This window comes from Streptomyces sp. NPDC005791 (assembly GCF_042871485.1).
Classification (GTDB): Bacteria; Actinomycetota; Actinomycetes; order Streptomycetales; family Streptomycetaceae; genus Streptomyces.
Genome location: NZ_JBIAIP010000005.1, coordinates 59062 through 85912, shown reverse-complemented (window position 1 = coordinate 85912; position 26851 = coordinate 59062). Strand labels below are relative to the sequence as shown.

The window sequence follows — 26851 nt, the reverse complement described above, 5'->3', positions numbered from 1 at the left end:
GTCCTTCAGCCCCTCCCCATGACGGTGTTGCCCCCGGCCAGCCCCAGCGCACCGAGCCCGCCGCCGCGCGCGGCCCTGGCGAGCTGCTCCTTCTGCGCGAGATGCGCCATGTACAGATCGGCCCCCCGGTGCCCGGCCGGCAGGTCGCTGACGCTGAGCACCTTCATGCCGATGCTGAGGCTCGCCCTGATCGGATTGAGGTGCACGTCGAACGCCGATTCGTTGATGGACAGTTCGGTGAGCCGCACGGGCATGACGCGCTTGCTGCCCCAGGTGAAGAGGGTGAGCGGCATCTCGATCGGGCTGATCTCGATGGTCCCCTTCTTGGAGAGGCGGCTCGCTTCGCGCAGCTGGGCGGTGGTCGGGTGCACGAGCATTTCGAGGGTGGCCAGCTCGGGATGGATCCCGTCGGGTGCGGCGACCTCGAACTGATCCGTGGCATCGATCTCGGCGGTGAACTTCCAGGTCTCCTCGGCGGGCCCCTTGAGCCGCAGGGCCTCGTTCCTGTCGCCGGACCCGCTGCCCCCGCCCCCGGAGTCACCGCTCGCGCCGGCGGACTGGGGCGCGAGGGAGCGTTCCAGGGTGTCGGGGTTGAACTGGAGGACGATGATGCGCTGGGGAGTGCCGCGTTCGGGGTCGACGACGACGATGCCGGAGCGGATGGGTTTGGGTATGTCGGCGTAGCGGGTCACTTCTTGTCCCTGTCGTGTGATCGGAGGAGACGTCGAACGTCCGCTGCCGGGTAGGGGGCGCCTTCGGGCCAGCGTGCCGCCCGCGTTTCGACGAGGCCGCGGTGGGTGTCCATGTCGTGGAAGGCGAGCGCCTGGACAGCTGTCACCTGAAGCTCCAGGGCTTCCAGAGCAGAGGCTCTGACCAGCGCGGACATCACGGCGGGGGACCTGCCCCGAGCCAGTGCCTGCAGCGCCTCCAACCGGTCGTCGAGGTCGGCGGACTCGTCGAAGACGATCCCCTCGACCGCAGCGATCAGGCGTCGGCCGGGCTCCGTGACCGTGTCCAGAATGGTGCCTGCTGCCCCCAGGGCCGCTGAGAACGAGTCGGGACCCGGAGGGTCTGTGATGTTTCGCGCGATGAGGTCGGAGTCCTCACCCGTCGCTTCGTTCACGAGGACGAGTAGCGCGCTGGCGCCGTCCGCGCCGTTCGCCGCACACGCTTCGGTTGCGCCCCCGGCCTGGGCGCGCCGCAGAATCGTCCGCGCACATGCGAGGACCTCTGCGGCATGGGCTGCGAACAGGCCGGCAATGCCGTGGCGTTCGCCCGAGAGTGCGTAGTGGTAGTGGTCAAGAGCCATCCCCATGGCCGGAGTACTGCCACTGTGCAGGAGCCGGGTGAACGCGCGCTGGGCGGCATCGCCACTCCGCGGGGACACCAGCTCCAGCCGGGCGGCCTCGAGTTCCGGATCATCGAGGCGGCATCCCTGCCAGTGGTACGTGTCGAATTTCTCCATGCTCTTTCCTGGTTCGCGGTCGGGAGCCTTCAGCGGGTGACTGGCTTTCCGTTCTTGTCGATGATGAGCGTGATGGCAGCCTTGGGAATGGTTCCTCGGACGAGGACCTCCTGTGTTCGCACGACGTCTCGCAGCGCCTGTTGCATAATTTTCTTGCCAGGCGTGGTGAGGTTCCACTCCCGCTGCCCCTTCCTCGTCGTGAGGTCGAGAATGTAGTCAGGGTTGATGTGCGCGAGGTCGATCTCGATCGTGCCGTAGAACGCGAACCCCTCCGCCGTGCTCCATTTCAGCCCCTTCGGGTCGGTGATGTTCCCTCCGTCGATTTTTGTCGTGGATATGAAAGGAGAGTTCTTGACACCCGTGACGTGTTGCCACGGGGCGATGTTCGCCCCCTTCTTCCGTGCGGAGATTCCGTGCTCCTTGTAGGAGGCCAGATCTGCCTCGGACATGTTCCGCGTCACACGGCGGGGGACGTACTGGCCCTTCTGATCGCGAACGTACTGACCCCCGTTGCTGTCTCTGAACACGCTCTGGGCCATGACCTCACCGGTGGGCTCGTACAGACTCTCCTTCTGGAAGCGCCCTACCGCCGAGATGGCGGCGCCCGGGTGATCCAGCAGGAGAGTCGACGCGTCGGGTGATTCATCGAGCCACCTCAGTTGCTGCGACCTGATGCCGCGCGACTTGTCCGCGAGGCGTGCGCACAGGCCCTTCACCTCGTTCAGAGATGCGTCTTTCTTGAGGTCGTCCAACTGTGCGGCGATGGCCCTGCGGAAGGCTGCGACGTCCGGGTCGTCCTCCTTGAGGTCCTTGTCCTTCTTGCCTTGCGGATCGGTCTCGAACGGCTCGAAGCGGGCGACCCTGTACCCGTCTTCGTCCTCGTCCCACGTTCCCGGCGTGACATCGCCACTGGGGTTGAGGGTGGCGGTGATGCGGAAATCCGACTGACCGGACGATGTCAGGCGCGTGAGCCGATGCCAGACGCGGAGCGCCTGAAGGAGCCCGTAATAGACCGGCCCGCGCAACCCGCGCTTGAGAAGGGGGACGATGGTGCGCCGAAGCCGCTCGACGATCAGGGAAAGACGCCGGGATTTCGACTCGGGAGACCGCTCCTGCCTACGCCGGTCCTCACGACGCTGCTTCCTGGCGTCCGTACGCTGCTTGTGACGCCCACGAAGCTGGTCGCGCTTCTTCGTGAACGCGTTCCGCAGCTTCGACGCGCTGTTCGTCAGCGCCTTGCCCAGCTTGCTCCTCCTGAGCTTTCTGCCCAGTGTCCTCCCCGCGTTGCGGACCTTTTTCAGGGCCGACCTCACGGCCGACTTCGCCGTGCCCAGCGCCTTGCCCAGCGGCGACTTCGGCTTTCTCGGCCTGGTCGGCTTCGGGCCCTCGATCTCCTTGTGCTTCTCGGGTGCCCGAGGGGAATTTTCGGGGGACCTGTCCTTCGTCGACCCCGGCTTCGTCGCGGACGGAGACGGCCCCGGCTTCGCCGGCCCCTTCGGGGTCGCCGTGTCCTTCGGCTTCACCGGTGCCTTCGGGTTCGGCGACGGTTTGCCCTCCGCCTTCGGCGACACCGCCGGCTTCGTCATCGCCGTCTTCGCGTTCCGCATCGCGTCCCGCGCCTTGTTGACCGCCGAGCCCGCCGCCTTCTTCGCGCCCCTGCCCGTTTTCTTCAGGCCTTTCGTGATCTTCTGCGCCATCGCCTGGAGCCTCTTGCCCACGCCCTTCGTCGCGCCCGACAGGCGGATCATGAGGAAGTTCGCGATGAAGTCCAGCAGTGCCACGATCCCCGCGGCCACCGCCTCCGCGAACAGGCACGCCGCCGGACCGGCCTTCACCGCCTTCAGGTAGGCCCAGAACTTGCTAAAGGCGGAGAGGATCGAACTGATGCTCTGCCAGGCGGCCATCAGACCCTGCACGATCGTGAGGATCGCGCCCGCTGCGGGAACGATCATCGAGACGACCTTCTCGATCACGATCGAGGCGATCATCATCGGCAGTGAGGCGATGATCGCGTCCCACGCCATCTTCCCGATCTGCTTGACCGAGACGCAGCCCTTCACCAGGACGTCGATCACGGCCTTGCCGAGCCCGAGGATGCCCTCGACCTTCGTGTCGAACCACCGCTTGACGCCCGTCTTGATCGCGCCCCAGAGGTGGTCCTGGATACCGGACTTCGCCGAGCTGCCCGCCTTGCCCACCCAGCCGCCCGGGTCCGGTGCGATGTCCGCGACCAGGGCAGCGAACTTGCCCAGCGCCTCGATCGCCGCCTGCGCGAACTTGATCGCGCCCAGGATGACCGCCTGGTAGGCCTTGATGACGGCCTTGATTCCCGCCTCGAGGAGGTCGAGCAGCGCGTTCAGACCGGCCGCCAGCGCGTCCAGCAGTGCGTTCACGGCCTTCTTCAGGCCGTCCGCCAGCGTGTTGACCGCCGTGATCGCCTTGTCCCGAAGGCCCTCGATCGCCTTGCGGAACTTGTCCCGCAGTTCGGGGAACGCCGCCAGCAGCACGTCACCGATCGCGATCAGCGCGTCGGCGAGCACGTTGATCGCCGCGATCGCGAGGTCGCGCACGAAGTCGATGGCCTTGTTCGCCCACTCCTTGAACGTGTCGATGATGCTGTTCACGGCCTTGCGCGCGGCGTCGAACACCGCCGTCACGGCTTCCAGGAGCGCGGTGAAGAAGCCCTTCACCTTGTCCGCGATCCAGCCGAAGAATCCTCCGGAGGGCTTTTCCTCCTCCTTCTTCCTCTCCGCCTCCTTCTCGGCGTTCTCGCGCTCCGTGTCGATCTGCTGGTTGTCCTTGTCCTTCCTGTCGCCTACTTCCTTGTCCTTGTCGTCGCGAGCCTTGACGATCTCCTTGTTCTTGGCGGTGTGCTCCTTCTCGGAGTTCTTGTCCGCCTCTTCGACCTTCTTGTCCTGCTCGGTTCGCCAGGTCTCGCGTTCTCGCAGCGCGTTCTCGGCCGCCCGGCCGCGTTCCGCGGTCTGCTTCTCCGTGTTCCGCGTGACCTCGCGGTCGATCTCTGTCTGCTTCTCCTTCTTGGACTGCTGCTCGCCCTGCTGATGTTCTTTCTCCTTGACGCCCAGATCGCCCTGGGCCTGGCCTGCCGCGCCCTGGATCTCACCTCCGCGCTCCTGCTTGGCGACCGCGCCCACACCCGGTTGGGCCCGCGCGCCCTTGGCCACGCCGACGCTGCGCTTGGCGGCCGCGCGGCCGGTCGCCTTGCCGACGAGCTGTTCCTGCGGCGCGTTCGGGAAGATCTGGTCCTCACCCATCGGCTTGGCGGCGTCGTCGCGCCCCGTGCTCCGGATGTCGGACTGCTTGTCCTTGAGAGCCTTGGCCTGGTCGTCCGTCCGCTTGGGGTCGCTCGCCCCCTCCAACCGGATCTTCGGCGCGGGACCGACCGTCTTGTTGCGCAGTTCGGGGTCCACGGTCGGGACGGCGTCGGCCGCGGCCTCCACGTTCTTCGCCTCGTCGGCGCTCAGCTCAGCCGCCACGGGCATGGGCGGCGGAGGGGCACTGTCCGTGGGCTTCGCCCCGTCGGCCTTCTCGCTGCCCTTCGCCCGCTGCCTGTCGCCCTGGTCCTTCGGCCCGAGCTTCTCCACCTTTCCGGTCACCTGAGCGGCCGGCGGCGCGGCCTGCGGCGGCCCCGACTGCGTACGCGGCGCACCCGAAGGCCGCTCCCGCTTCGGCGGGTTGGCGTCGAGACGCTGCTGCTCCTCACCGACCTTCCTGTCGGCCGCGGCGTCCACACCCGGCATCGCGGCGGCAGCCTGGTCCGGCGCCAGCTTGCTCACCGTGCCGATCGCGGCCTTGGGGTCCTGGCCGGAGACGTCCGGCGGCTCCTCGTCCTTCTTCTCCTCGGGCGCGGCGCCCCCGCCCCCACCGCAGCTGCCGCCTGCCTCGTCCTTCTCCGCCGCGGGCTCCGGCGGGGCGCAGCCGCCGCCGTCCTTCTCCAACGACGCTTCCGCTGTGGGCCCCGCGGCCTCCGCGCCGGGGGCGCCCGCCTGTTCGGCCGCCGGGCTCACGGCGGCCTGGGCTGCTGACGCCGCCGCACCGGGTCCGGCCGCGGCGGTCGGACCCGCCGGCTCGGAAGCGCCCACGGAACCGCGGGGCGACACCCCGGGACCGGACTCCTTGGGCACCCGGCTCTTCGGACCGGCCGCCTCCCGCTCCGGCTTGGGCGGCTCGGCATCGCGGCGTGCGGCCGGGGAAGGGTTGCGGTCCTCGACGGCCGTCCTCTGCGGCTGGGCACCGGCCGGCCGTGCCGCGGCCGGAACGGGCGAGCCAGCGGGAGCGGCATCGGTCGCGGCGGGGACCGGCCTGACGCCGGCGACGCCCCGCCGCATCTCCTGCTGTCCTCGTTCACTCAGCTGACGCCCTTCGTCACGGGCGTCCTCCGCGTCGTCGGTGTCCCGCTCCCCCGTGGTGCCGGAAGAGGCAGCCCCCCGCTGTTGCCCCTGTTCCTGGGCCGGGTCAGGTTTCTCGGCCTCCGGTTCCTGCTGTTCCCTGTCGGTCGTCTCCGGGTCCGGACCGACCTCCTGGTCGGTGGCCTTCTCGGGCTGCAGATCCTTCGCGCTGCGGTCCTGCGCCTGCGCCACCGGCCCGCCCTCCGGGCGGGGTGCCTCGCCTTCGACCGGCCCTTCATCCTGACCGGGCGCCTTCGCCTCGGGAGCCCCGGCGTCCTCGTCCTCCTCCTGCTGCTCCTTCTCCCTCTCCTGCTGGACCCGTTCGGCCTTCGTCGGCGGCGGTGCGGGGAAGGCCGGCATGCTCGGTGGTGCCGCTCCCGGCGCCACGTCGTCCGCCGTCGGTACGGCGGACAGGTCCAGGTCGGTCTCGGGCAGGTGGTCCTCGGGCTTCAGTTCCACCTCGGCCCGAGCGGCGCCCGCCCTGCTCCGCTCACGGTCCTGGTCGCCACCGATCTCGTTCTCCGCGCCCGCCTCCAGGCCGAGCGGCTTCTCCTCCTCGCGCGGCTCGCCCTCGATCTCGTCCTTCTCGTGCAGCCTGTGCTCGGAGAGCGCGCTGTCCGGCTGGTCGCCGCGCTCGTCGACCTTCTCCGGGCGTACGGGGCCGGGCTGGGCCTTCGCCTTCGGGGCGAGGTTCTCCTGCTGCGAGCCGACCGCCGGTTTCGTCGCGTCGTCGTTGCGCTCGCGCTTGTCGGCTCCGGGCGCGTTCGCCTGCTCCGGGTCCCGCTCCTCGCGGTCCCGTTGCGCCTTGCGCTCCTCCTTCGCCTCCTCGGTGCCCTCCTGCCGCCCCCGCGCCCGCGCGTCGGCGGCCTCGTCGGTGCGCTGCCGGTCCTGGGACCGTTTCTCGTCCTCCTGCTGCTGTTCCTGCTCGGCCTGCTCGCGCGACTGCGCGCGCTCGTCCTCGCGCTCCTCGCGCTGTGCCGCTTCCCGGTCCTCTGCCGCCGCGTCGGAACGCGCTCTGCTGCGGTCGCTGTCCCGCTGCTCGTCGCGGTCCATGGCATCCCGCCGCTCCTCGCGGGCGTCGTCGTCGCGCCGGCTGGTGGAGGCCGCCTCCCCCTCCTGCTCACGCTTCCACCGGGTGCGCTCCACGCCCAGTGCCTCGAAGAGGTCGATCTCCGGGACAGGCACATCGGCCGACGTGAAGCCTGCGGGCCCGGTCTCCGCTTCCTCGGCGAGATCGAGCAGCCGGTCGTACTCGGACGTGAGCAGCCGGTTCTCCAGCCGGTCCAGTACGGAGTCCTGCAACTGCGGCGCCAAGCGGGCCAGTTCCCAGCGCACTCGCCCGGACAGGTCGGCGGGATCGCCGCGCAGCGAGCGCAGCAGGCCGTTCGCCAGCCGATCCACCAGCGTCGCCGGGTCGATCTGCTCCAGACGGTTGCGGTCCGCGTCCACGGTCGCGTACCGCAGCCAGCCCGGCGTCTCCCGCCCTTCCTCGACCCGGGCGGAGGGCTCCCCGTCCCGCACGGCCTCCTGGGCCGCCGACTCCGCCTCGCGCTCCATCTCCTGCTGCGGCAGGCTCACCTCGCCCAGGTCGCGTCCCGCCCGTAGCGCGCCCAGACCGTGCGGGTTCTGCACCGTGTGCAGCAATTCGTGGGCGAGCAGCCGCTGTCCGTCGACCGTGCCGGGGCGGTACGCGCCGTCCCGGAAGAAGATGTCCTGGCCGACCGCGACCGCGTCCGCGCCGAGCAACTCGGTGAGCGCACCCGCGTCCGGGTCGGTGTGCAGCCGTACGCGGCTGAAGTCGTGTCCGAGCTGCTCCTCCAGCTCCCGCCGGACGCCCAGGTCGAGCGGCTGGCCCGCGCCGCTGACGATGTCCTTCGGTTCGGGCGCCCGGGTCGCGGCGCGTTCCTTGCGTCTACGCCGCTTGCCGGTCTGGTCCGACCGGGTCTCCTGCGCGTGGGACGTGCTCATGGTGTCACCTCGCCCCCGCCCGAGAGGCCCGTGTGCACGGCGCGCGCCAGCTCCTGGCCGAGGCGCCGCGCGGAAAGGTCCGCGGGCAGCGGGGGCAGTCCGGCAAGGGCGTCCAGCGCCTGTCCGCCGTCGGCGGCGAGCGGGATGCCCCGTTCCCGTACGAGCCGGCCCAACTCCGCCTGGAACGCCTCCGACACGCGTGCAGGGTCCACCCGGCCGAACCCGTCGAGCACCAGCTCGCCGATGTCCACCCGTACCGTGCGCTGCTCGTTCAGACCCATCCGTGCACCTCCGACGGTGTCAGGGAACGGTCGAGCTTCAGGTACTCGGTGCGGGCGGCCTCCAGCATGTGGCGCATCTGCAGCCGGTCGCCCTCCTCCGCCGCGAGGAACGCACCTGACAGCGCGATGTTGCGGATGGAACCGCCCGCCACGGTCAGGCGCGCCAGCAGAGCGGGGTCGACGCCCTTCACCGGCGCACGCGCGGGCAGCACACGGCGCCAGATCTCGGCGCGCTCGCTCTCCCCCGGGAAGGGGAAGTCGACGACGAAGCGGATACGGCGCATGAACGCCGTGTCCAGCGCCTGCTTCATGTTCGTCGTGAGGACGGCCAGGCCCCGGTACGCCTCCATCCGCATCAGCAGGTAGCTGACTTCGAGGTTGGCGTAACGGTCGTGGGAGTCCTTGACCTCGCTGCGCTTGCCGAACAGCGCGTCGGCCTCGTCGAACAGAAGCAGCGCCCCGCCCTGCTCGGCGGCGTCGAAGACCTTGCGCAGGTTCTTCTCGGTCTCCCCGATGTATTTGCTGACCACCTGGGAGAGATCGATGACGAACAGGTCCAGGCCCAGTTCCTTCGCCATCACCTCGGCGGCGAGGGTCTTGCCGGTGCCGGATCCGCCGGCGAAGAGCGCGGTGACGCCCAGCCCCCGGCGCAGTGTCCCGGCGAAGCCCCACTCCTGGTACACGGTCGGCCTCTGTCGCACATGCGCGGTGATCTCACGCAGCACCCGCACCTGCCGCTCCGCCAGCACCAGATCGTCCCAGGATGCCTGCGGTTCGATCCGCCGGCCCAGCTCGTCCATGCCCATCCGGGCCTCGGTGAGGCCCGCCTGCCAGGCCAGGCCTGCCGCGTCCCGCTCCTCCTCGCCGGGCAGGTCCCTGGCCACGGCCGCTCCTGCCGCGCGGACCAGATGGGGAGCCAGCGAGAACTGGGCCACGAGGTCGCGGAGGTCGTCCTGCGACACGTCCGGCACCTCGGCGAACGCATCGGTCCACACCCCGAGCTGCTCGTCCGCGTCCAGCCCCGGAACGACCACACGTTCCCCGCGCGGGCGTGCCGTCCGCCGCGGTTCGGCACTCGACACGACCAGTGGCACGGCGGCGCTCTCGACGAACGCATCGGTGGCAGCGCCCTGTTCGCGGTCCAGGTCACCGACCTCGACCAGCAGCGCCGCGGGCAGCAGTACCGCTTCGCGCTGCCACAGCCGGGCCAGCAGATCCCGTGGGGCGGGGGCGGCCGGAAGGTCGGCGGCCGACATCTCGTAGAGGGCGAGTCCCGAGCGTCGGGCCGCGACCGCGGCGATGTCCGCGCGGGTACGGAGATCGCCTCCGACCAGCTCGACCCGGAGCGGCGCACCGCGCCCCGTCCCCGCCCAGCCCGCGGCGACCCGGCTCGCCGCCTGGTCATGGGAAGCGGGCAACGAGTCCGGGGCGGTGGTCCGGCGGAGCAGGCCGTGCAGCCGCGCGTCCAGATAGGGCGAGCCGGCCAGGAAGTGCAGGATCCGTTCGTCGAGCCGGAGCCGGGACGTGGTCAGCCGGGTCTCGTCGTCGAGTTCGACGATGCGCCAGCGTCGCAACGGGGCGACGGGAGTCAGTGCGCTCCAGTGGGGATCGGCGAGGGCGGCGAGGGAGAGCGAGAAGGTGGGGTACGTACGCTCCGGGTCCCCGCAGGCCGCGGCGCAGCGGGTGGCCGTGGTGGGGTCGAGCTCGGCCGCCGCGGCCAGCAGGACGATCTCGCGCTCGAACGGGCTGAGCCCGAAGCAGGCGACCAGGGCATCGAGTGCGGCGGGACCCGGCGGCGCGGCCAGGGCTCCACCTGCGGCGTCGGCCGTGTGGTCGGCCGGGGCGATGGTGTCCGTATCCGGGTCACCGCTCGGTGCGGGCCGCTCGGGCCCTGCCGCACGCGGTCCGTGTGCCGCGCGCTCGGCGTGGGAGTCGACGCGGGCGAGCACGGCGTGGACGGCCGCCAGCAGTGCCCGACCCTGGGCTGCCGCGTCACGGTCCCCGCCGCCACCGGCGCCTGCGTGCGTACCCATGCCCTCACCCCCCGTGTTGCGCACGTCGGCTCAGCCCTTGTCGTCCGGCGTCGGTACGTCGCTCCCGGACGTCCTGCGGGGACGCGGCGGAGCCGCTCGTTGGGCGGCGGTCCTGGTGAATCTGGCGGGGGCCTTCCTGGCAGCGGCCTTCTTCGCGGGAGCCTTCTCCACAGGAGCCGTGCCGAGGGGAACGACGGGCGCGGTGGGAGCCGCAGGTGCCGCGGGTGCCGTCCCGAGGGGCACCACTCGTACCGTGCGTTGCTGCACCGGCTTCGCCGGGACCGGCTTCTCGCGGCCCTCGATCACCACCAGCGACGCCTGGTAGGCCACCGACAGGGTGTAGGGGGTCTGGTGCAGCATCCCCCACAGCTTGGACGTCTCGTCGACGTCCATGACCGTCGGCGTGAAGCGCACCTTCTGCAGCGAGTCCGCCAGGTCGCTTCCCGCCAGGTGCGGTCGCTCCGCGGCCAGTTCGATCAGCTCCCGTGGCAGTACCGGAATCTCGTGCAGCGTCCGGATCACGCAGCCCAGCAGCCGCTGCCCGACCAGCTCCGTCTCCTCCCCGTACGCGCTGATCACGTAGTGCAGGTCGAGCGGTGCGGCCGCCCGGTCGCGCAGGGTGCCGTCGGCGGCGCGCGTCGGCAGATCGTTGTTGCGCATCGCGGCGTTCGGGGTCACCTGGTAGAGGAACACCGTGATGGTCGGCTCGCCCGGCGGTTCCGACGGCGGTTTACGGGTCTCCACCTTGACCGCGATGTCCATCTCGGGCCCCAGGTTGCTCTCGATCAGCAGGGCGAGCGCCTGGGTGACCGTGGCGACCGCGAGTGCGTTGCTCATGTCGTCAGTCCCTCTTCCCGCCACGCGACAGGTAGTCGTCCAGCGTCAGTACGGGGGCGGGCCGGCCGGTCCGCTGTGCGGGGTGCCCCGCCGGTGAGGCGTTCGCTCCTGGCTGCGGCGCCGCGCTGACCTCCAGCCTGCCGATCTGTACGTGCACGACGCGTTCGGCCGGGCGCGGTGCGCGCCGTCCCACCGAGCCGGGTGCCACGCTCCGTGCCGTGGCGGCGTCGGATCCGCGCGGCCCGGTGAGTGCTGCCGCGCGCACCGGTGCCACCGGCGCGTATGCCGGTGCCGCCGGCGCCACGGGCGCCGCCGGCTCGTCCGGAGCGGACGGCCGCCCCGGGTGCGCAGGCCGCGCGCCTTCCGCACCGGCGGGCCGGATCCTCGACGCCGGGGCCGCCGAGGGCCGCAACAGGGGTGCCGGGGCCGCTGCCGGAGGCCGGGCCGGCTGCCCGGACTCGGCGGGCTGGGGAACGCGCTCGGTGCGCACCACGGTGTGCCGCTCCGTACGCACCTCCCGGTCCGGCCGAGGCGGCCGGGGCGGATTCCGGTCGGCGCTCGCGGCGGAGGGGAGCAGCGCGGCGGGCTCGTCCGCCTCGGGCGGGCCGTACCGCAGCGCCTCGGCCCGCTCGAACGGCCCGGACAGCCGCGGCCGTACCCGCACCCGTGCGCCGGTGGCGTCGGCCGCGGCCACCGGTGTGTACCGCGCGAGCAACCGGTCGAAGTAGTCAGCCATCGGTGCACAGCTCCAGGTAGTAACGACGCCGCGTGGGGCTGAGCGCCAGGATGTCGGGTTCGCTCCACCCGTAGGCGGTGGCGAGCAGATGCACATCGAGAAGCACGTCCCTCGCCCAACTGTCCAGTTCGGTCCACAGGTAGGAGGTGATGTCCAGCTCGGCCCGGGTGGCCTCACCGCATGCGGGGCACGCCACGTTCAGCGTCACCTCGGCCGTCGGGTCGGCCTCGGCGGCCTTCTCCGTGATGAGCCGCTCCACCCGTTCGGGCAGCAGCGCGGCCAGCCGCTCCGCGGTGACGGGCTCGCCGCCGCGCAGCGCCCGGACCGTGCAGCCCGTCACCAGCCGCCGCCGTGCGTCGGCGGACGAGGCGGCCGCACCGGCCGCCGCGAGGTCGGCGACGGTGGGAAGCCGGAACTCGACCACCCAGTCGTCCTCCGCCACGCGCAGCAGCCGGTCCCCCGCCGCCGGGCGGGCACCCAGCGCACCCGTGTCGAGGTCGAACTCCATGGCCTCGCCGCAGGAACCGCACTCGGTCCGCACCTGCATCCGCTCTCCGAAGAGCGACCGGCGCAGCGCGAACAGATCGGCCTCGCGCTCGCCGACCGGTACCGAAAGCAGCACATCGGTACCGGCCCCCGGGCGGGCCGCCCGGTGCAGCAGCAGCGATCTCTCCGCCGTTCCCAGAGACAGCCCGGTCTCCCAGGCGGCCAGCAGTTCGGCGGGCCCCACCGGGGTCGTCCCAGGGCTCACGGCGACGTTCAGGCCGGGTGGGTGAAGGACGGCTCGACCGGTTCCGGGATCTCGTAATCGCGCTCCCAGCCCTCACACTCCAGCTTCACGCTCTGGATGGCGACGGCGTTGGCGTTCGCGTCGAGCTCGCCCATGACCTGGTACTCGCTGACCCAGGCCCGGTAGAGCTTGTGCGAGACGGCCACCTGCCCGGCTTCGTTGAGCACCTGGATGATGATGTCCTTGCGGAAGTCCCGGAGCGAGACCTCCGAACCGAGCCCGGCACCCACCTGCCAGACCTTGTTGGCCCATCGGTCGAATTCGGCATCGTGGGTAACGCCGCGTTCGAGCGTGACGCCCTCGAACTCGGAGCGGCCCGGCGACTTCCTCGGCGAGCTCGGATCACCGCCGTGCCGGTGTTTGACCACCTCTGTGGTGCGCTTGAGGGGACTGACCTTACTGATGCCCGCGACCGTTCTACCGTCCCAGAGGACCAGGAACTTGAAATTCTTGTAGGGGTCGAAGCGATGGGCGTTTATCTGGAACTCAGCCATCGGTTTCCTTCGTGTTCCATTTTCCTTGGTTACGAGAGGCCGGCTACGAGAGGTCGAACTGTCCGGCGAACTGCTGGATCTTGACGATCACGAACTCCGCGGGCTTCACCGGCGCGATACCGACCACGACGTTGACCACTCCGCGTTCGATGTCGGCTTCGGTGGTGGTGTCCTTGTCGCACTTCACGAAGTACGCCTCGCGCGGTGTGCCGCCCTTGAACGCGCCCTGCCTGAACAGGTCGTTGAGGTAGGCCGACGCCTTGAGGCGGATCTGCTGCCACAGCTGCTCGTCGTTCGGTTCGAAGACGACCCACTGCAGCCCGCGGTAGAGACTCTCCTCGACGTGCAGCGCCAGCCGTCGCACCGGTACGTACATCCACTCGCTGGCGAGCGCGTCCGCGCCCTCCAGCGTGCGGGCACCCCAGACCAGCGGCCCCACCACGGGGAAGGTGCGCAGGCAGTTCACACCCAGCGGGTTGAGCAGCGCGTTCTCCCGGTCGGTCAGCTTGACCGTCAGCGACCGGACACCGGCGAGCCGCGCCTCGGTCCCGGCGGGCGCCTTCCACACCCCGCGTTCGCCGTCGGTGCGGGCGATCACCCCGGCGACGGCACCCGACGGCGGGAAGGAACGCAGCCTGCCGGTCAGCGGGTCGGTCAGCCGCAGGTGCGGGAAGTACAGCCCCGCGTGATTGCTGCGGACGGGTTCGAACGCACCGATCCCCGCACGCGCGGCATCGACGCTGCCCCAGGTCGAGGGCGAGTCGACGAGCAGGAAGATCCGCCGCTCCTGACAGAGCTGCGCGGCCGCCGACAGGACGGTGACCATGTCCTCGGTGGACTCGTACGCCGACAGCTCCGGCAGGGCCAGCAGGTTGACGTCGTCCACGTCCCGCAGCGACTGGAGACCGGTCTTGGCCCCCTCGCTGCCGATGAGATCACGCGGGCCCGGCGGGTCACCGTCCTTGCCACCCTCCAACGGGAAGACAGGCGAATTCACCGAGGCCTCGAGCCCGAGGTCGTTGGCGCACTCACCGACGAAGCGGACCACGTCGTCCGGGTCGACGGACCCGGCGACGACCTGGACCCGCCGGCCGAAGGCGGTGACCTCGGCCCCGGCGAAGGCGTGCCTCCCAGGGGCGTCGGGCAGCGCGCGCAGCTTGCGCTCCAGCAGGAGGGCCAGCTCGGTCACGCTGCTCGGCGGTTCACCGTCGCGGTCGGGCTCGAAGAGCGTGAACTCCCGCTCCACGTCGCCGATCTTGACCTTCAGCTCGACTTCCAGGTTCGGCAAGGCCGCCGCGAAGGGCTTGGAGACCGTGCCCGACGGGTCCGGGCGGTCCTCGTCGAGGGCCTTCACCCGGACCAGGGAGGAGCCGGCGTTGACGACCGTCTCGACGAAGCGGCCGTGGCCGGCGTCCATGGACAGTCCGGTGAAGGACTCCCGGGCACCACCGCGGGCATCGAGGATCCGCAGGTTGAAGGTTCTGTCCGGCGCGGGGGTGTCGTGGTCGACGGCCACCCGCAGGCCCGAGCCCCACACTCCGGGCTCCTTGGCGTGCACCTCCAGCACGGGGCACTCGCTGCGCCCCTCCGTGGAGCGAAGAGTGACGCAGGCGTCCTCACCCGTGCCGGCCTTGGCCACCCGGACGACCACCGCGAGCGTTCCACCGTTGCCGAAGAACTGGTGCACCGCGTAGCTGAGGGCGCTCTGCGAGGTGAGTCCGCCGAACCGGCGCTCGAAGTCCGCGAAGCTGGTGACCCGTACCGGTTGGTTGAGCGGACCCCGGCGCGTGTGCCCCACGAACGCGGTCACCGAGGTGGTGACCGAGGCTATCGTGCGAACGCTGCTGGGAAGTTCTTCGATGTACACACCGGGATAGCCCATGTGCGTCGGCATTCCCCCTCCATTCCCTTCGCGCACCAAGAGATGAGTGGAGAGGTGAAGGACGTGTGTGCACCCATCGAAATCGCACACACCGATCCCCCACGCGTTTCCCCCGTCGTTCACCCCGTGCGATTTCTGGTCTCGCAGGGCCATCCGCATCTGCGTGCGCCGGTGGCTCCTGATGCATGAGTGCCTGTTGCGAGTGTGTATCGCGCCACGAGAACCGGTCAAGACAGTGATTCAGTCATCCGGCGCCGACGGATGGCCGGATCGGAAATTAATGATGTGACGTGGTCAGAGGTTTTTCCCATCAGCATATGAAGATTTAATTCACCAGTACTTCACAGGAAACCCGGGCCGGATGAGCAGAACAAGCCGAATTGGCTCGATGGCGGCGCGCCGCCGTGCGGTCGCACGGATCGCGCGACCGGCACCGGGACCGCGGGTGCGAAGCGGCAGGTACCGTAGGGAGGACGATTTCGTGGGCCTCCTGGCGGGCTGCGTACACCCAGGAGGAAGACATGACCACCAACCGCGGGCGCAAGGACGTGATCCGGGACCGGATGGCCGCGACGGGCGAGTCGTACAACGTCGCGGCGCGGAACCTGAAGGCGATGAAGGACATGGGCGCCACCCGCGACGCCCGGCTCGTCCAGCGCTGGCAGCCCGCGGACTCGCTCGATGTGCCCTGCCCGTGCGGCGGCACGTGCGAGCCCGGCGAGACCTGTGGCCACTGCCACGCCCGGCACCGGCACGTGAAGCGCTACCCGGGCAGCGTCACGGACGTGGAGATCTGGGCGGACCGGTACGAGTGCATGGGCTGTTCGTCCTCGTACACGCTGACCGTTCACCTGGCGGGGCGCCCGTGGGGCGTGACCGAGACCGTGGTGCAGGGCGGTGCGGCGGAGGAGGTCGTACGGGCCCGGGTGTTCCCCGGGGTGGTGCACCCGCTGCTGCGGGCCGAGGCGGGCGCGGAGTCCGACCAGGAGTAGGGCCTCCCACTTGGATGACGCTGCCCGAACCGGGGTCGGATGGAGTCGTCCGGCGGCGAGGTTCTCCTCCGGATGACCGATCCGGGCGGTGCCCGTGACCGGCAGCACGACCGGTGAGCGGCCGAGGGGCCAGGCGAACGCCACCTGCGCGGGTGTGACGGCGAGTCCGGCCGCTTCGGCAGCGACCGCGCCCCTCGTTCCCGCGTCTCCCCAGGCGACCGTGGCCAGGACAGGGAGGCGATCCCCTCCTTCTCGCCCGGTCGCCGGCACGGGCTGATGCTCGCGGCCGGACCGGCTACGGCGGTCTGCACGCTCGCGATGCCGACGATCCCGCAGGTCTCCTCCAGCTCGCCGAACGTGACCTCGCGCAGCACGGTCCGTACGGCCCTGAGACGCGGTCGACATCACGCGCACTCCCCTCCCCTTCGGTCGAGGGGCCGGGGTCACCTGACCGATCGGTCAGAGCTGACCGATCGGTCAGCTACGGTGGACCCATGCCACGTCCGCCTTCCGCGATGCGCCGTCACATCCTCGACTCCGCCCTGCACCTCTTCGCCGAGCACGGCTTCAAGGGGTCCTCGCTGCACGACATCGCCGTCGAGGCGCACTGCTCCAAGGCGTCCCTGCTGTACCACTTCGCCAGCAAGGACGCGATCCTCACCGAACTGCTGGCCTCACCGGCCGAAGGGCTCTCCGCCCTGAGTGAGGAGTTGGCGGCGCTGGACGGCGAGCAGGCCGTCGAGCCGGCCGTGGCGGGCTTCGTCGGGCTGGCGGTGCGGTTCCATCTGGAGATAAAGATCATCTTCGCCGCCTTGCCCGACATGCTCGGCCACCCGGTCCTGGCCGTCATCCCCGAGGCGGTCGACCGGCTCGCGGACGCGCTGGCCGGCCGTTCCGAACAACCGCGTGCGCGTGTCAGGGCCCAGATGGTGATCGGAGGGGTGGCCGTCACGGTCGCCTCCGACGTCGACGTCGACCGCGACACCCTGCGCGCCGAACTGGTCCGGGGAGCACTGAGAACCCTCGGACATCCCACCAGCTGACAGAAGTCGTCCAGATCCAAGAGAAAGACGCCTCTTTCACATGGCTATCCTGCTGTACCGGCTAGGCCGGTTCTCGTTCCGTCGCCGAGGCCGTGTCCTCGCCTTGTGGCTTCTGCTGCTCGCCCTGCTCGGAGGCGGCGCGGCAGCCTTCAGCGGGCCCACCACCAGCAAGTTCTCGATACCGGGCACCGAGTCCCAGAAGGCCCTGGACTCGCTCTCCAGGGAATTCCCGCAGGCAGGAGGCGCGACCGGGACCATCGTCGTGGCCGCTCCCGAGGGCGGGAAGCTCACACCGGCGGCTGTGGCGCCCGTGACCGAGGAGGCCGGAAAGGTTCCCGGTGTCCTCGCGGCCGTCGACCCGTTCATGTCCAAGGCCGTCTCGCAGGACGGCCGTTACGCCCTGATCCAGGTGCAGTTCGAGTCGGGTGTCGACGGCATCACCGACGCGCAGCGCGAGTCGTTCAGGGAGGCGGGGTCGGACGTCACCGACCTCCGCGTCGAGCACGGCGGCGAGATCATGCGGGGCGTCCCGGAGATCGGCTCGACCGAGGCCATCGGTGTCGCGGTGGCCGCCCTCGTCCTGGTCCTCACCTTCGGCTCCCTGGTGGCGGCGGGCATGACCCTGCTGAACGCCCTGGTGGGCGTGGCGGCCGGCATGGCCGGGCTGTTCTCCCTCAGCAGCACCGTGGAGCTGACGAGCACCGCGCCGATCCTGGCGCTCATGCTGGGCCTGGCCGTCGGCATCGACTACGCGCTGTTCATCACCTCCCGCTACCGCCAGTACCTCTCGCAGGGCATGGAGAGGGAGGAAGCAGCCGGCCGGGCGACCGGGACCGCCGGTTCCGCCGTCGTGTTCGCGGGCGCCACCGTCGTCATCGCACTGGCGGGGCTCGCCGTGGCCGGCGTCCCCTTCCTCACGGTCATGGGGCTGGCGGCCGCCGCCACGGTCGCCCTCGCCGTACTGGTCTCCCTCACGCTGCTGCCCGCCGTCCTCGGTTTCGCGGGCGTACGCGTACTGCCCCGGAAGCTCCGGACCCAGGAGCGCACACCCGTCTCCGTCGAGACCGGGACCGGTTTCGGCTTCCGCTGGGGCCGTATCGTGGCGCGGCTGCGCGTTCCTGTGCTCCTCGTCGGTGTGGTCGGCCTCGGCGCGCTCGCCCTGCCCGTGCAGGACATGCGGCTGTCCCTGCCCGACGCGGGCACCGAGGCGGTCGGGTCACCCAACCGTGAGGCCTACGACCTGACCACCGAAGGGTTCGGCGAGGGCTTCAACGGCCGGCTGATCGCCGTCGTGTCAGGCGACAGCGCGCAGGCGACCGGCGCAGCGGTCAAGGAGACCACCGCGCTGATCACGGACACCGACGGCGTACTGGCCGTCGCTGCGCCGCAGATGAACGAGAAGGGCACCACCGCCCTGCTGGCGGTGATCCCCGAGACGGGTCCCACCGACGCCGCGACCGAGGACACCGTCCACACGATCCGTGACCGGGTGGAGGACGTGAAGGGAGCCGGCGTCGCGCTGACCGGTGCCACCGCGGTCGGTATCGACGTCTCCGAGAAGCTCGCCGACGCGCTTCCGGTCTACCTCCTGCTGGTGGTCGGTCTGTCCATCCTGCTGCTGATGCTCGTCTTCCGGTCGGTCCTGGTTCCGCTCAAGGCGGCGCTCGGCTTCCTGCTGACGATCGGTGCCACCTTCGGCATCACCGTCGCGATCTTCCAGGAGGGCCATCTGGCGGATCTGGTCGGCCTCGACACGCCCGGCCCGCTGGTCAGCTTCCTGCCCATCCTCCTGATCGGCATCCTCTTCGGACTGGCCATGGACTACGAGGTCTTCCTCGTCTCGCGGATGCGGGAGGACTTCGTCCACGGCGCCGACGCCCGCGAGGCCGTCATCAGCGGCGTCGGCCACAACGCGCGCGTGGTCACGGCCGCAGCGGTGATCATGTTTGCCGTCTTCGGCGGATTCGTGTTCATGCCTGACCCGATCATCAAGTCCATCGGGTTCGCCCTGGCGATCGGCGTGCTCATCGACGCGTTCGTCGTACGGATGGCTCTCGTTCCGGCGGTCATGCACCTTCTGGGACGCGCCGCCTGGTATCTGCCGCGCCCGGTCGACCGGGCCCTGCCCGACCTCGACATCGAGGGCGAGCGGCTGAACAGCCACATCCCGGTGCAGCGGCAGGACGCCGAGCTCGTGAAGACGTGACGTGACGGAACGGCCCGCCAGGAGTTCATGTCTCCTGGCGGGCCGTTCCGTCGGCTCCGGCGCCGGTACGGGCCGGCAGCGGCGTGGTCAGCTCTCGTCGGGCGCCAGGGTCAACGAGATGGAGTTGATGCAGTACCGCTGGTCCGTGGGCGTCTGATAGCCCTCACCCTCGAAGACGTGCCCGAGGTGCGAGCCGCAGCGGGCGCAGCGCACCTCGGTGCGGGTCATGCCGAGGGTGTCGTCCTGGAGCAGTTCGACCGCGTCGGTGTCCTTCGGGTCGTAGAAGGACGGCCAGCCGCAGTGCGACTCGAACTTGGTCTCGGAGCGGAACAGCTCCGCACCGCAGGCACGGCAGGAGTAGACGCCCGCGGTCCTGGTGTCGGTGTACTCACCCACGAACGCGGGCTCGGTGCCGGCCTTGCGCAGCACCGCGTACTCGGCGGGCGACAGTTCCGCCCGCCATTGCTCGTCCGGCTTCTCGACGTCGTACGACACGGTGGCTCCTCAGCTCGACAGGTGGTCCAAGATCTGCGGGCCGAGGTCGGTGACGTCGCCCGCTCCCATGGTGAGAACCAGATCGCCGGGCTTCGCCATTCCCGCGACGGCGGCGGGGACCGCGGCCTTGTCGGTGACGGCCGTGACGTCGGCGCCCGCGGCCTTCGCGGCATCGATGATCAGCGCGCTCGTGACGCCCGGAACCGGGTCCTCCCTGGCCGGGTAGATGTCCAGGACCAGCGAGGCGTCGGCGAGGGCGAGGGCCTGACCCATCTCCGTGCCGAGCTCCTGGGTGCGGGAGAAGAGGTGGGGCTGGAAGACCACCAGGAGGCGGGCGTCCGTCGCCGCTCCGCGCATGGCTTCCAGGTCCGCGGTCATCTCGGTGGGGTGGTGCGCGTACGAGTCGATGACCTGGACGCCGGCGGCCTCGCCCTTGAGCTGGAGGCGTCGCTTGACCCCGGTGTACTTGCCGATGGCGGAGGCCAGGTTGTGCGCGGGGATGCCGAGGGCGACGCCGGCGGCGAGCGCGGCGACCGCGTTGTGCGCGTAGTGGCGGCCCGGGACGGAGACCGTGAAGGTGAGGTACTTGCCGTTGAGGACGACCGTGACCTCGCTGGTCAGTCCGCGCGGGGTGACCTTGTGCACGCGTACGTCCGCGCCCTCGGACTCGCCGTAGGTGACGACGGTGAGGGAGGAGAGGTCACGGACCCGGCGGGTGAGCTCGACGGCACCGGGCTGGTCGGCGGCGACGACCAGGGTGCCGCCGGGGACGACCTTGCCGACGAAGGTCTCGAAGGACTCGTAGATCTCGTCCATCGAGGCGTAGTTCGCGTGGTGGTCCAGCTCGACGTTGAGGACGATCGCGACCTCGGGGGCGTACTTCTGGAAGCTCCGGTCGCTCTCGTCGGCCTCGGCGACGAAGATGTCTCCCTGACCGTGCGTGGCGTTGGTGCCGGGGCCCTCCAGGTCGCCGCCGATGGCGTACGAGGGATCGAGGGCCAGCTCGGAGAGGGCGACGGCGAGCATCGACGTGGTGGTCGTCTTGCCGTGCGTGCCGGCGACCGCGATGGCGCGCAGGCCTTCCATCAGGGAGGCGAGCGCGTCGGAGCGGTGGACGACGGGGATGTCCAGCTCGGCGGCACGGACCAGCTCGGGGTTGTCGGCGCGGATGGCGCTGGAGACGACCACCGAGGTCGCGTCGTCGGCCAGGTGCCCGGCGGCGTGCCCGATGTGGACGGTCGCTCCCAGCGCGCGCAGAGCGTCGGCGGTGGCGGACTCCCGGGCGTCGCTGCCCGCCACCTTCGCGCCGCGCTGGGCGAGGATCTTCGCGATGCCCGACATTCCGGCGCCGCCGATGCCGATGAAGTGCGGCCGTTCCAGGGCGGCAGGAATACCGGGTGCCATACGTGTCTCTCCCGAGGTGTGACGTGGATCTGGGTGTGCCCCAGCCTATTCGCTGTGCGCGAAGAGCTTGAGCACCGGGACGCCGACCTTGTGACGGGCCCGGGACGCCCAGTCGCGGTGGAAGAACTCCTCGACGTAGTGCGGTGCCGTCAGCACGATGACCTCGTCGGCCCCGGAGTCGTCGACGACGGTCTTCAGCTTGTCCAGCGGGTGGTCCTCGACCACCTGTCCGACGGCCTCCGATCCGGCCTCCCGCAGCTCCCGGAGCGAGTACTCCAGCGCCATCTCGGCGGGCTCCCTGGCTTCCTTGCCCTCCGGCTGCTCCCCCTCGCGGACGGCTTCCCGGAGCTCGCCGAGTGCCACGTCGTCGATCGCGCGCAGCAGCACATCGGCCTGGTCGCCACGGGGCTGCATCAGTACGACGAACGAGATCCGCTCCTCGCCGTGGAGGGTCGTGACGAATTCCACGTCCTCGGGAGTGAGGGGCTTCTCGATCATCAAAACGCTTGTGAACACGACAGGCGCCCTTCTGCTTCATCTCGTCGGCCGCAGGGACGGCCGCTGCTGCTGAAACCATCCTGCCCCGCAATTGCACGGGGTAGCGGGACTCAGTGTGCCCACCGGGGGCTAACCGGAACAGGTAGTTCCGCTCTGTGTCAGATCTTCCCGTACCGAGTGAAAAGGAATCCTGCCTCCTCCAGGAGCGAGACGAGGGAGAAACGTTGCGGCACGGGAACGGCGGCCCCGCCCGCGATGCGTTGCGCGTCCCCGGCCGAGAGCAGCGGGGAAAGAGTCAGACAGAGCTCGTCCAGCACCCCTGCCGCCACGAACTGGCCGAGCAGACGGGGCCCGCCCTCGGTGAGGAGCCGGGTGTGGCCCCGCGAGGCCAGTTCCGCCACCGCGCGCGCCGGGTCGACGGCGGCGCCGTCCCCCGCGAACAGCACCTCGGCCCCTGCCTCCCGGGCCGCGTGGACCCGGTCCGAGGGTGCCGCCGTTCCGGTGATCACGAGGGTCGGTACCGGCGGCGAGACGAAGAGCGGGAGCGAGAAGTCCAGGTCCAGGCTCGCGCTGACGACCGCGACGGCCGGGGCGGGAGCCTGCCCGGCCGCCTCGCGCCGGACGGCGAAGGCCTCACGCGCCCGTGTGGGCCGGTAACCCTCCAGGCGCACCGTCTCGGCGCCGACGACGACCGCGTCGGCCAGGCCTCGCAGGGTGCCGAAGATCCGCATGTCGGTGGGGCTCGAGATGCCCTGGGAGCGGCCGTCGTGCTGGGCGGCGCCGTCCAGGGTGGAGACCATGTTGGCTCGGAGCCACGGGTGCTCACCCTCGGGATAGACGTAGGCGTCGGCCAGCTCGTCCAGCGTCCACTCGCGATCGGCGGCGGCATGGGCTGGGGCTGTCAGGTCCGTCACAGGGAGCAGGCGTCGCATGCCCAGCAGTCTGGCACGGCCCTTAAGGTGGAGAGTTGTGTCGTCCTCCACAGCCGTGCCGGGGCAGAGCCCCATAGCCGAAACGGCCCCGCAGTCCCTGTGCGCCCTCGAGCCACGCGTCCCCGCCGACCGTCTGGTCGCGGAGATGGTGCCGCCGCCGCGCTTCGACTCGGTGCGCTTCGATACGTACGTCCCCGACCCGAACCAGCCGAGCCAGACCGAGGCGGTCGAGGTCCTCAGCTCGTTCGCCGCGGGGCTCGGCGGGGCGCACGCAACGGGCTCCGGCAAGCGCAGGTGGTTCGGCAGGAAGCAGGCCGCAGGGCCCACCGGGCCGCGCGGGGTCTACCTCGACGGCGGGTACGGCGTCGGCAAGACGCACCTGCTGGCGTCGCTCTGGCACGCCACGCCGGCCGCGCCTTCCCTCAAGGCCTTCGGCACCTTCGTCGAGCTGACGAACCTGGTCGGCGCGCTGGGCTTCCAGCAGACCGTGCAGACGCTGAGCGGGCACCGGCTGCTCTGTATCGACGAATTCGAACTGGACGACCCGGGTGACACCGTCCTGGTGTCGTCCCTGCTCAGCAGACTGGTCGAGGCAGGCGTCGCGCTGGCCGCCACGTCGAACACGCTGCCCGGCAAGCTCGGCGAGGGACGTTTCGCGGCAGCTGACTTCCTCCGCGAGATCCAGGGACTGTCCTCGCACTTCCGGCCGCTGCGCATCGACGGCGAGGACTACCGCCACCGAGGACTGCCCGAGGCCCCGCCGCCGTACTCCGAGGACCAGGTCACCCGGGCCGCGTACGCGACCGCGGGGGCCTCGCTCGATGATTTCCCGTCCCTGCTCGACCATCTGGCCCGGGTGCACCCGAGCCGTTACGGCGCGCTGACGGAGGGGATCACGGCGGTGTGCCTCACCGACGTGCAGCCGGTGCCCGACCAGTCGACGGCACTGCGCCTGGTGGTGCTCGCGGACCGGCTGTACGACCGCGAGGTCCCGGTGCTCGCCTCCGGCCTCCCCTTCGACCGGCTGTTCAGTGACGAGATGCTGAACGGCGGGTACCGGAAGAAGTATTTCCGGGCCATCTCGCGGCTGACAGCACTGGCTCGTGACGCGAAGGGACTGGTGGCGCAGTAGGTTCGGGGGTTGCAGGGCGTACGCGTGCCTCCGGGTGCCGCGTACGCCCGTTACCAACCGCGCACACCGTTTGAAGGGATCCAGCATGGCTACCACGCGTCAGGCGCACACGGTCTGGGAAGGCAACCTGCTCGAGGGCAACGGCGTTGTCACCCTCGACTCCTCCGGGATCGGGGAGTACCCGGTCTCCTGGCCGTCCCGCGCCGAGAAGGCGAACGGCAAGACCAGCCCCGAGGAGCTCATCGCCGCCGCGCACTCCAGCTGCTTCTCGATGGCCCTGTCCAACGGCCTGGCCACGGCGGGCACTCCGCCCACCCGGCTGAACACCCAGGCCGAGGTCACCTTCCAGCCCGGCACCGGTATCACCGGCATCCACCTCACGGTGGAGGGCGAGGTCCCCGGTCTGGACGAGGCGGGCTTCGTGAAGGCCGCCGAGGAGGCCAAGGCGAACTGCCCGGTCAGCCAGGCGCTCTCGGGCACCACCATCACGCTCACCGCGTCGCTGGCCTGATCCCACTCGTTCCCGGGGCCTCGTGCGCCCCGGGAACACAGGGGGCACCGTGACCCGCATGGTTCCCGCGCGCCGCGACGCGTGGTACACACATGCGGGTCACTTCACCTGTCCGCCAACAGGGAGTTGCCTCATGTCATCCGCACCTCGACACCTCGCGTCACGACGACAGGTCCTGGCCGGCAGCGCCGCGACCGCCGCCTCGGTCGCCTTCGCCGGGGCCTTCACCGAACTCTTCTCCGGCACCGCCGAGGCCCGGGGCCACAGCGGTTACGGCCCCCTCGTGCCGGACCCCGACGGTCTGCTCGATCTGCCGAAAGGTTTCCGCTACCGGGTGCTCTCCCGGGAGGGCGACCCGCTCCGCTCCGGCGAGGGCCGGGTCCCCGGCAACCACGACGGCATGGCCGCCTTCGCCGGCCGCTGCGGCCGGGTCCACCTGGTGCGCAACCACGAGAACCGGGTCACGGGCAAGATCGGCGTCCCGACGGTCGAGGGACTCACGTACGACCCCATGGGCAAGGGCGGTTGTACGGCCCTGGAGCTCGACAGCCGGGGCGATGTGGTCGGCGAACGCGTCGCCATCGCCGGCACGGCCGTCAACTGCGCGGGGGGACCGACCCCTTGGAACACCTGGTTGACCTGCGAGGAGACCGAGGACAAGGCCGGCACCAACGGCTACACGAAGGATCACGGCTTCGTCTTCGAGGTGGACGGCGCCGATCCGCGCCGCACCGGGGCCGTGCCGCTGACCGCGATGGGCCGCTTCCAGCACGAGGCCGTCGCGGTCGACCCGCGGAACGGCATCGTGTACGAGACGGAGGACGCGTTCGAGAGGCCGTTCGGGCTCTTCTACCGCTTCCTGCCCGAGAAACCGCTCGGCGGCACAGGTTCGCTGCGGGCCGGCGGCGCGCTGGAGGCCATGCGGGTGCCCGGCGTGCCCGACCTGTCGGTGATCCAGGAGACGGGTGCGAGCTTCGACCGGATCGAGTGGGTCCCCGTACCGGACCCGCAGGCCGCCGGGACACCGATCCGGCTGCAGGACTTCGGGCCGAAGGGCATCACGCACGCCCAGAAGCTGGAGGGCTGCTACTGGGGCGGTTCGTCGGTGTACTTCGTCTCCAGCTTCGCGCACAGCGCGGAAGGGTCGGCCGCCGACCACTACGGCCAGGTGTGGCGGTACGAACCGAAGCGGCGACGGCTCACCCTCGTGATCGTCTTCGGCCCGGACACCGACGTCCAGCTGCCGGGCGAATCCCCGGACAACATCTGCCTCGCCGCCGGCGGCGGGCTGATGGTCTGCGAGGACGGGGGCGGCGCGCAGCACGTGCTGGGGGTGACGCGGCGCGGCGAGGTCTACGCGATGGCCCGGGGGCGGCAGAACATGGGTACGGCCGAGGAGCCGGAGTGGGGCGAGTTCGCGGGCGTCACGTTCTCACCGGACGGCGGGACGATGTTCGTGAACTGCTACGCACCGGGGACGACGTTCGCGGTGACGGGCCCCTGGCGCTGACCTGGGACGCGCGCGGACGAGTGATCCGGCGGCCCGGCAGACGGGCGGCCGGAGCGCCATGGACGTGATCTGGCGGTCCACGGGCTAGCGTCCTTCAGTGATCAAATCCGTTCGTACGATGATCGTGCTGACTGTGGTGAGTGGGATGCTCGTCGGCTGCGGAAGTTCCGTGGGCACCCACGCCGGGACCGCCGCGCTCCCGGCGGCCTCTCCAGAACCGGCGACCGGACCCGCAGTGGGACCCCCGACGGGACCCGCGTCCCCGTCGCGGGTTCCGGAGAGCGCGCCGCCCGTACTGGCCCCGGGCCCGGGCGGTCTCACGCCGGTCTTCGAACGGCGGGTGGACGGCGCCGGCGCGGCCTCCGGCGCCCGGAACGAGGCGGGCGGGCCCGACAAGGTCGTCGCTCTCACCTTCGACGCGGACATGACGGCGGATCAGGGCCCCCGCGCCGCGGCCGGTGAGCGCTTCGACAACCCCGGGCTGATCGCGTCGCTACGCCGGCTGAAGGTCCCGTCGACGGTCTTCATGACCGGCAGGTGGGCACAGGAGTACCCGGTCCAGGCCCGTTCGATCGGCACCGACCCCCTCTTCGAGATCGCCAACCACTCGTTCAGCCACTACGCCTTCTCCCTCCCCTGCCACGGTCTGCCGACCGTCGCGAAGACGGACATGCGGAGCGACGTGGAGCGGGCCTTCACCGCGATCCGGAAGACCGGGGCGCGCAACGTCGTGCCGTACTTCCGATTCCCCGGCGGCTGCTACGACGACGCGTCGCTGAAGGCCCTGGCCCCGACCGGGGTGACCGCGGTCCAGTGGGACGTGGTCAGCGGTGACGCCTTCGCCACGGACGCGGACGCCGTGGCCGAGCAGGTACTGGCCGGCGTGGTGCCGGGTTCACTGGTGGTCATGCACTGCACCCGCAGCGCGGCGCCCGTCACCGACGAGGCCGTACGCCGGATCGTCCCGGAGCTGCGCGAGCGCGGCTACCGCTTCGTCAAGGTCTCCGAACTGATGCGTGGCTGAGCACGCCCCGGGCCGGCCGTCAGCCGGAACAGGCGGTGCGGCCGGCCTCCTGCCATGCACAGACCGGGCAGAGCGTGCTGCCCTTCGTCGACTCCGGGTATTCGGTCGGCTTCCGGCACAGCACGCACTCGGCGTACGGCGGCCCGGCGTCCACGGGCGCGGGGTCCGGCGCGGGCGTCTCGCAGTACGCATCGTCCATACGTCCGAGCGTA

22 protein-coding genes are annotated in these 26851 nt (G+C 70.7%); 7 read left to right on the top strand and 15 right to left on the bottom strand.

What is annotated here, in order from left to right; all coding sequences use genetic code 11:
- Nucleotides 1-5: 5 nt before the first annotated feature.
- From ACFYSH_RS11960 to ACFYSH_RS11915, 10 genes are read right to left on the bottom strand one after another with little or no spacing between them, the layout of a single operon-like run.
- Nucleotides 6-692, bottom strand: a complete 687-nt coding sequence (locus ACFYSH_RS11960) for a hypothetical protein (RefSeq protein WP_359473174.1) — start codon at nt 690-692, stop codon at nt 6-8.
- Nucleotides 689-1465 carry a hypothetical protein gene (locus ACFYSH_RS11955; protein ID WP_388752087.1) on the bottom strand — a complete coding sequence of 259 codons (777 nt, stop codon included), beginning with the start codon at nt 1463-1465 and terminating at the stop codon, nt 689-691. Before ACFYSH_RS11955 ends, ACFYSH_RS11960 begins: the two co-directional genes overlap by 4 nt.
- Nucleotides 1466-1494: 29 nt before the next feature.
- The gene (locus tag ACFYSH_RS11950; RefSeq protein ID WP_388752085.1) at nt 1495-7839 is read right to left on the bottom strand and encodes a DUF4157 domain-containing protein; all 6345 of its coding nucleotides are present in this window, start codon (nt 7837-7839) and stop codon (nt 1495-1497) included.
- Nucleotides 7836-8120: a hypothetical protein gene (locus ACFYSH_RS11945; protein WP_359473165.1), complete on the bottom strand. Its 285-nt coding sequence runs from the start codon at nt 8118-8120 to the stop codon at nt 7836-7838. The genes ACFYSH_RS11950 and ACFYSH_RS11945 overlap by 4 nt, the downstream gene beginning before the upstream one ends.
- Nucleotides 8111-10153, bottom strand: a complete 2043-nt coding sequence (locus ACFYSH_RS11940) for an ATP-binding protein (protein ID WP_359473162.1) — start codon at nt 10151-10153, stop codon at nt 8111-8113. Before ACFYSH_RS11940 ends, ACFYSH_RS11945 begins: the two co-directional genes overlap by 10 nt.
- 30 nt (nt 10154-10183) lie before the next feature.
- Nucleotides 10184-10990 carry a DUF4255 domain-containing protein gene (locus ACFYSH_RS11935; protein WP_388752083.1) on the bottom strand — a complete coding sequence of 269 codons (807 nt, stop codon included), beginning with the start codon at nt 10988-10990 and terminating at the stop codon, nt 10184-10186.
- Nucleotides 10991-10994: 4 nt separating this feature from the next.
- Nucleotides 10995-11726, bottom strand: a complete 732-nt coding sequence (locus tag ACFYSH_RS11930) for a hypothetical protein (protein WP_359473156.1) — start codon at nt 11724-11726, stop codon at nt 10995-10997.
- On the bottom strand, nt 11719-12477 hold the full coding sequence (locus ACFYSH_RS11925; RefSeq protein ID WP_388752081.1) for a hypothetical protein: 759 nt from the start codon (nt 12475-12477) through the stop codon (nt 11719-11721). The genes ACFYSH_RS11930 and ACFYSH_RS11925 overlap by 8 nt, the downstream gene beginning before the upstream one ends.
- Before the next feature lie 8 nt (nt 12478-12485).
- On the bottom strand, nt 12486-13010 hold the full coding sequence (locus tag ACFYSH_RS11920; protein WP_359473150.1) for a phage tail protein: 525 nt from the start codon (nt 13008-13010) through the stop codon (nt 12486-12488).
- A gap of 43 nt (nt 13011-13053) precedes the next feature.
- The gene (locus tag ACFYSH_RS11915; protein WP_359473147.1) at nt 13054-14904 is read right to left on the bottom strand and encodes a phage tail sheath C-terminal domain-containing protein; all 1851 of its coding nucleotides are present in this window, start codon (nt 14902-14904) and stop codon (nt 13054-13056) included.
- Nucleotides 14905-15413: 509 nt separating this feature from the next.
- Between ACFYSH_RS11915 and ACFYSH_RS11910 the strand changes: the two genes are divergently transcribed.
- The 3 genes from ACFYSH_RS11910 (at nt 15414) to ACFYSH_RS11900 (ending at nt 19133) form a co-directional block, all read left to right on the top strand.
- Nucleotides 15414-15884: a hypothetical protein gene (locus tag ACFYSH_RS11910; RefSeq protein WP_359473144.1), complete on the top strand. Its 471-nt coding sequence runs from the start codon at nt 15414-15416 to the stop codon at nt 15882-15884.
- Between the two features lie 494 nt (nt 15885-16378).
- Nucleotides 16379-16927 carry a TetR/AcrR family transcriptional regulator gene (locus ACFYSH_RS11905; protein WP_388752078.1) on the top strand — a complete coding sequence of 183 codons (549 nt, stop codon included), beginning with the start codon at nt 16379-16381 and terminating at the stop codon, nt 16925-16927.
- A gap of 40 nt (nt 16928-16967) precedes the next feature.
- Nucleotides 16968-19133 (top strand): MMPL family transporter, encoded by a 2166-nt coding sequence (locus ACFYSH_RS11900; protein WP_388752076.1) that lies wholly within the window; start codon nt 16968-16970, stop codon nt 19131-19133.
- Nucleotides 19134-19220: 87 nt separating this feature from the next.
- Here ACFYSH_RS11900 and msrB read toward each other — a convergent pair whose 3' ends face one another.
- The 4 genes from msrB to ACFYSH_RS11880 form a co-directional block, all read right to left on the bottom strand.
- Nucleotides 19221-19628: a peptide-methionine (R)-S-oxide reductase MsrB gene (gene msrB / locus ACFYSH_RS11895; RefSeq protein WP_359473135.1), complete on the bottom strand. Its 408-nt coding sequence runs from the start codon at nt 19626-19628 to the stop codon at nt 19221-19223.
- A gap of 9 nt (nt 19629-19637) precedes the next feature.
- Nucleotides 19638-21032, bottom strand: coding sequence for a UDP-N-acetylmuramate--L-alanine ligase (murC, locus tag ACFYSH_RS11890; protein WP_359473132.1), 1395 nt, complete (start codon nt 21030-21032; stop codon nt 19638-19640).
- A gap of 45 nt (nt 21033-21077) precedes the next feature.
- Nucleotides 21078-21530, bottom strand: a complete 453-nt coding sequence (locus tag ACFYSH_RS11885) for an indole-3-glycerol phosphate synthase (RefSeq protein WP_359473129.1) — start codon at nt 21528-21530, stop codon at nt 21078-21080.
- A gap of 158 nt (nt 21531-21688) precedes the next feature.
- Nucleotides 21689-22462, bottom strand: a complete 774-nt coding sequence (locus ACFYSH_RS11880; RefSeq protein ID WP_359473126.1) for a pyrimidine reductase family protein — start codon at nt 22460-22462, stop codon at nt 21689-21691.
- A 37-nt stretch (nt 22463-22499) separates the two neighbouring features.
- Between ACFYSH_RS11880 and zapE the strand changes: the two genes are divergently transcribed.
- From zapE to ACFYSH_RS11860, 4 genes are all read left to right on the top strand, one after another.
- Complete coding sequence (zapE, locus tag ACFYSH_RS11875; RefSeq protein WP_359473123.1) at nt 22500-23594, top strand: cell division protein ZapE; 1095 nt, start codon at nt 22500-22502, stop codon at nt 23592-23594.
- A gap of 85 nt (nt 23595-23679) precedes the next feature.
- Nucleotides 23680-24105, top strand: a complete 426-nt coding sequence (locus ACFYSH_RS11870; RefSeq protein ID WP_388752072.1) for an OsmC family protein — start codon at nt 23680-23682, stop codon at nt 24103-24105.
- A 133-nt stretch (nt 24106-24238) separates the two neighbouring features.
- Nucleotides 24239-25615 carry an alkaline phosphatase PhoX gene (locus ACFYSH_RS11865; protein ID WP_388752070.1) on the top strand — a complete coding sequence of 459 codons (1377 nt, stop codon included), beginning with the start codon at nt 24239-24241 and terminating at the stop codon, nt 25613-25615.
- A 118-nt stretch (nt 25616-25733) separates the two neighbouring features.
- Nucleotides 25734-26639 carry a polysaccharide deacetylase family protein gene (locus ACFYSH_RS11860; RefSeq protein ID WP_359473217.1) on the top strand — a complete coding sequence of 302 codons (906 nt, stop codon included), beginning with the start codon at nt 25734-25736 and terminating at the stop codon, nt 26637-26639.
- 19 nt (nt 26640-26658) lie between these two features.
- Here the strand turns inward: ACFYSH_RS11860 and ACFYSH_RS11855 are convergent, their stop codons facing one another.
- Nucleotides 26659-26838, bottom strand: coding sequence for a hypothetical protein (locus tag ACFYSH_RS11855; protein WP_359473116.1), 180 nt, complete (start codon nt 26836-26838; stop codon nt 26659-26661).
- Nucleotides 26839-26851 lie beyond the last annotated feature (13 nt).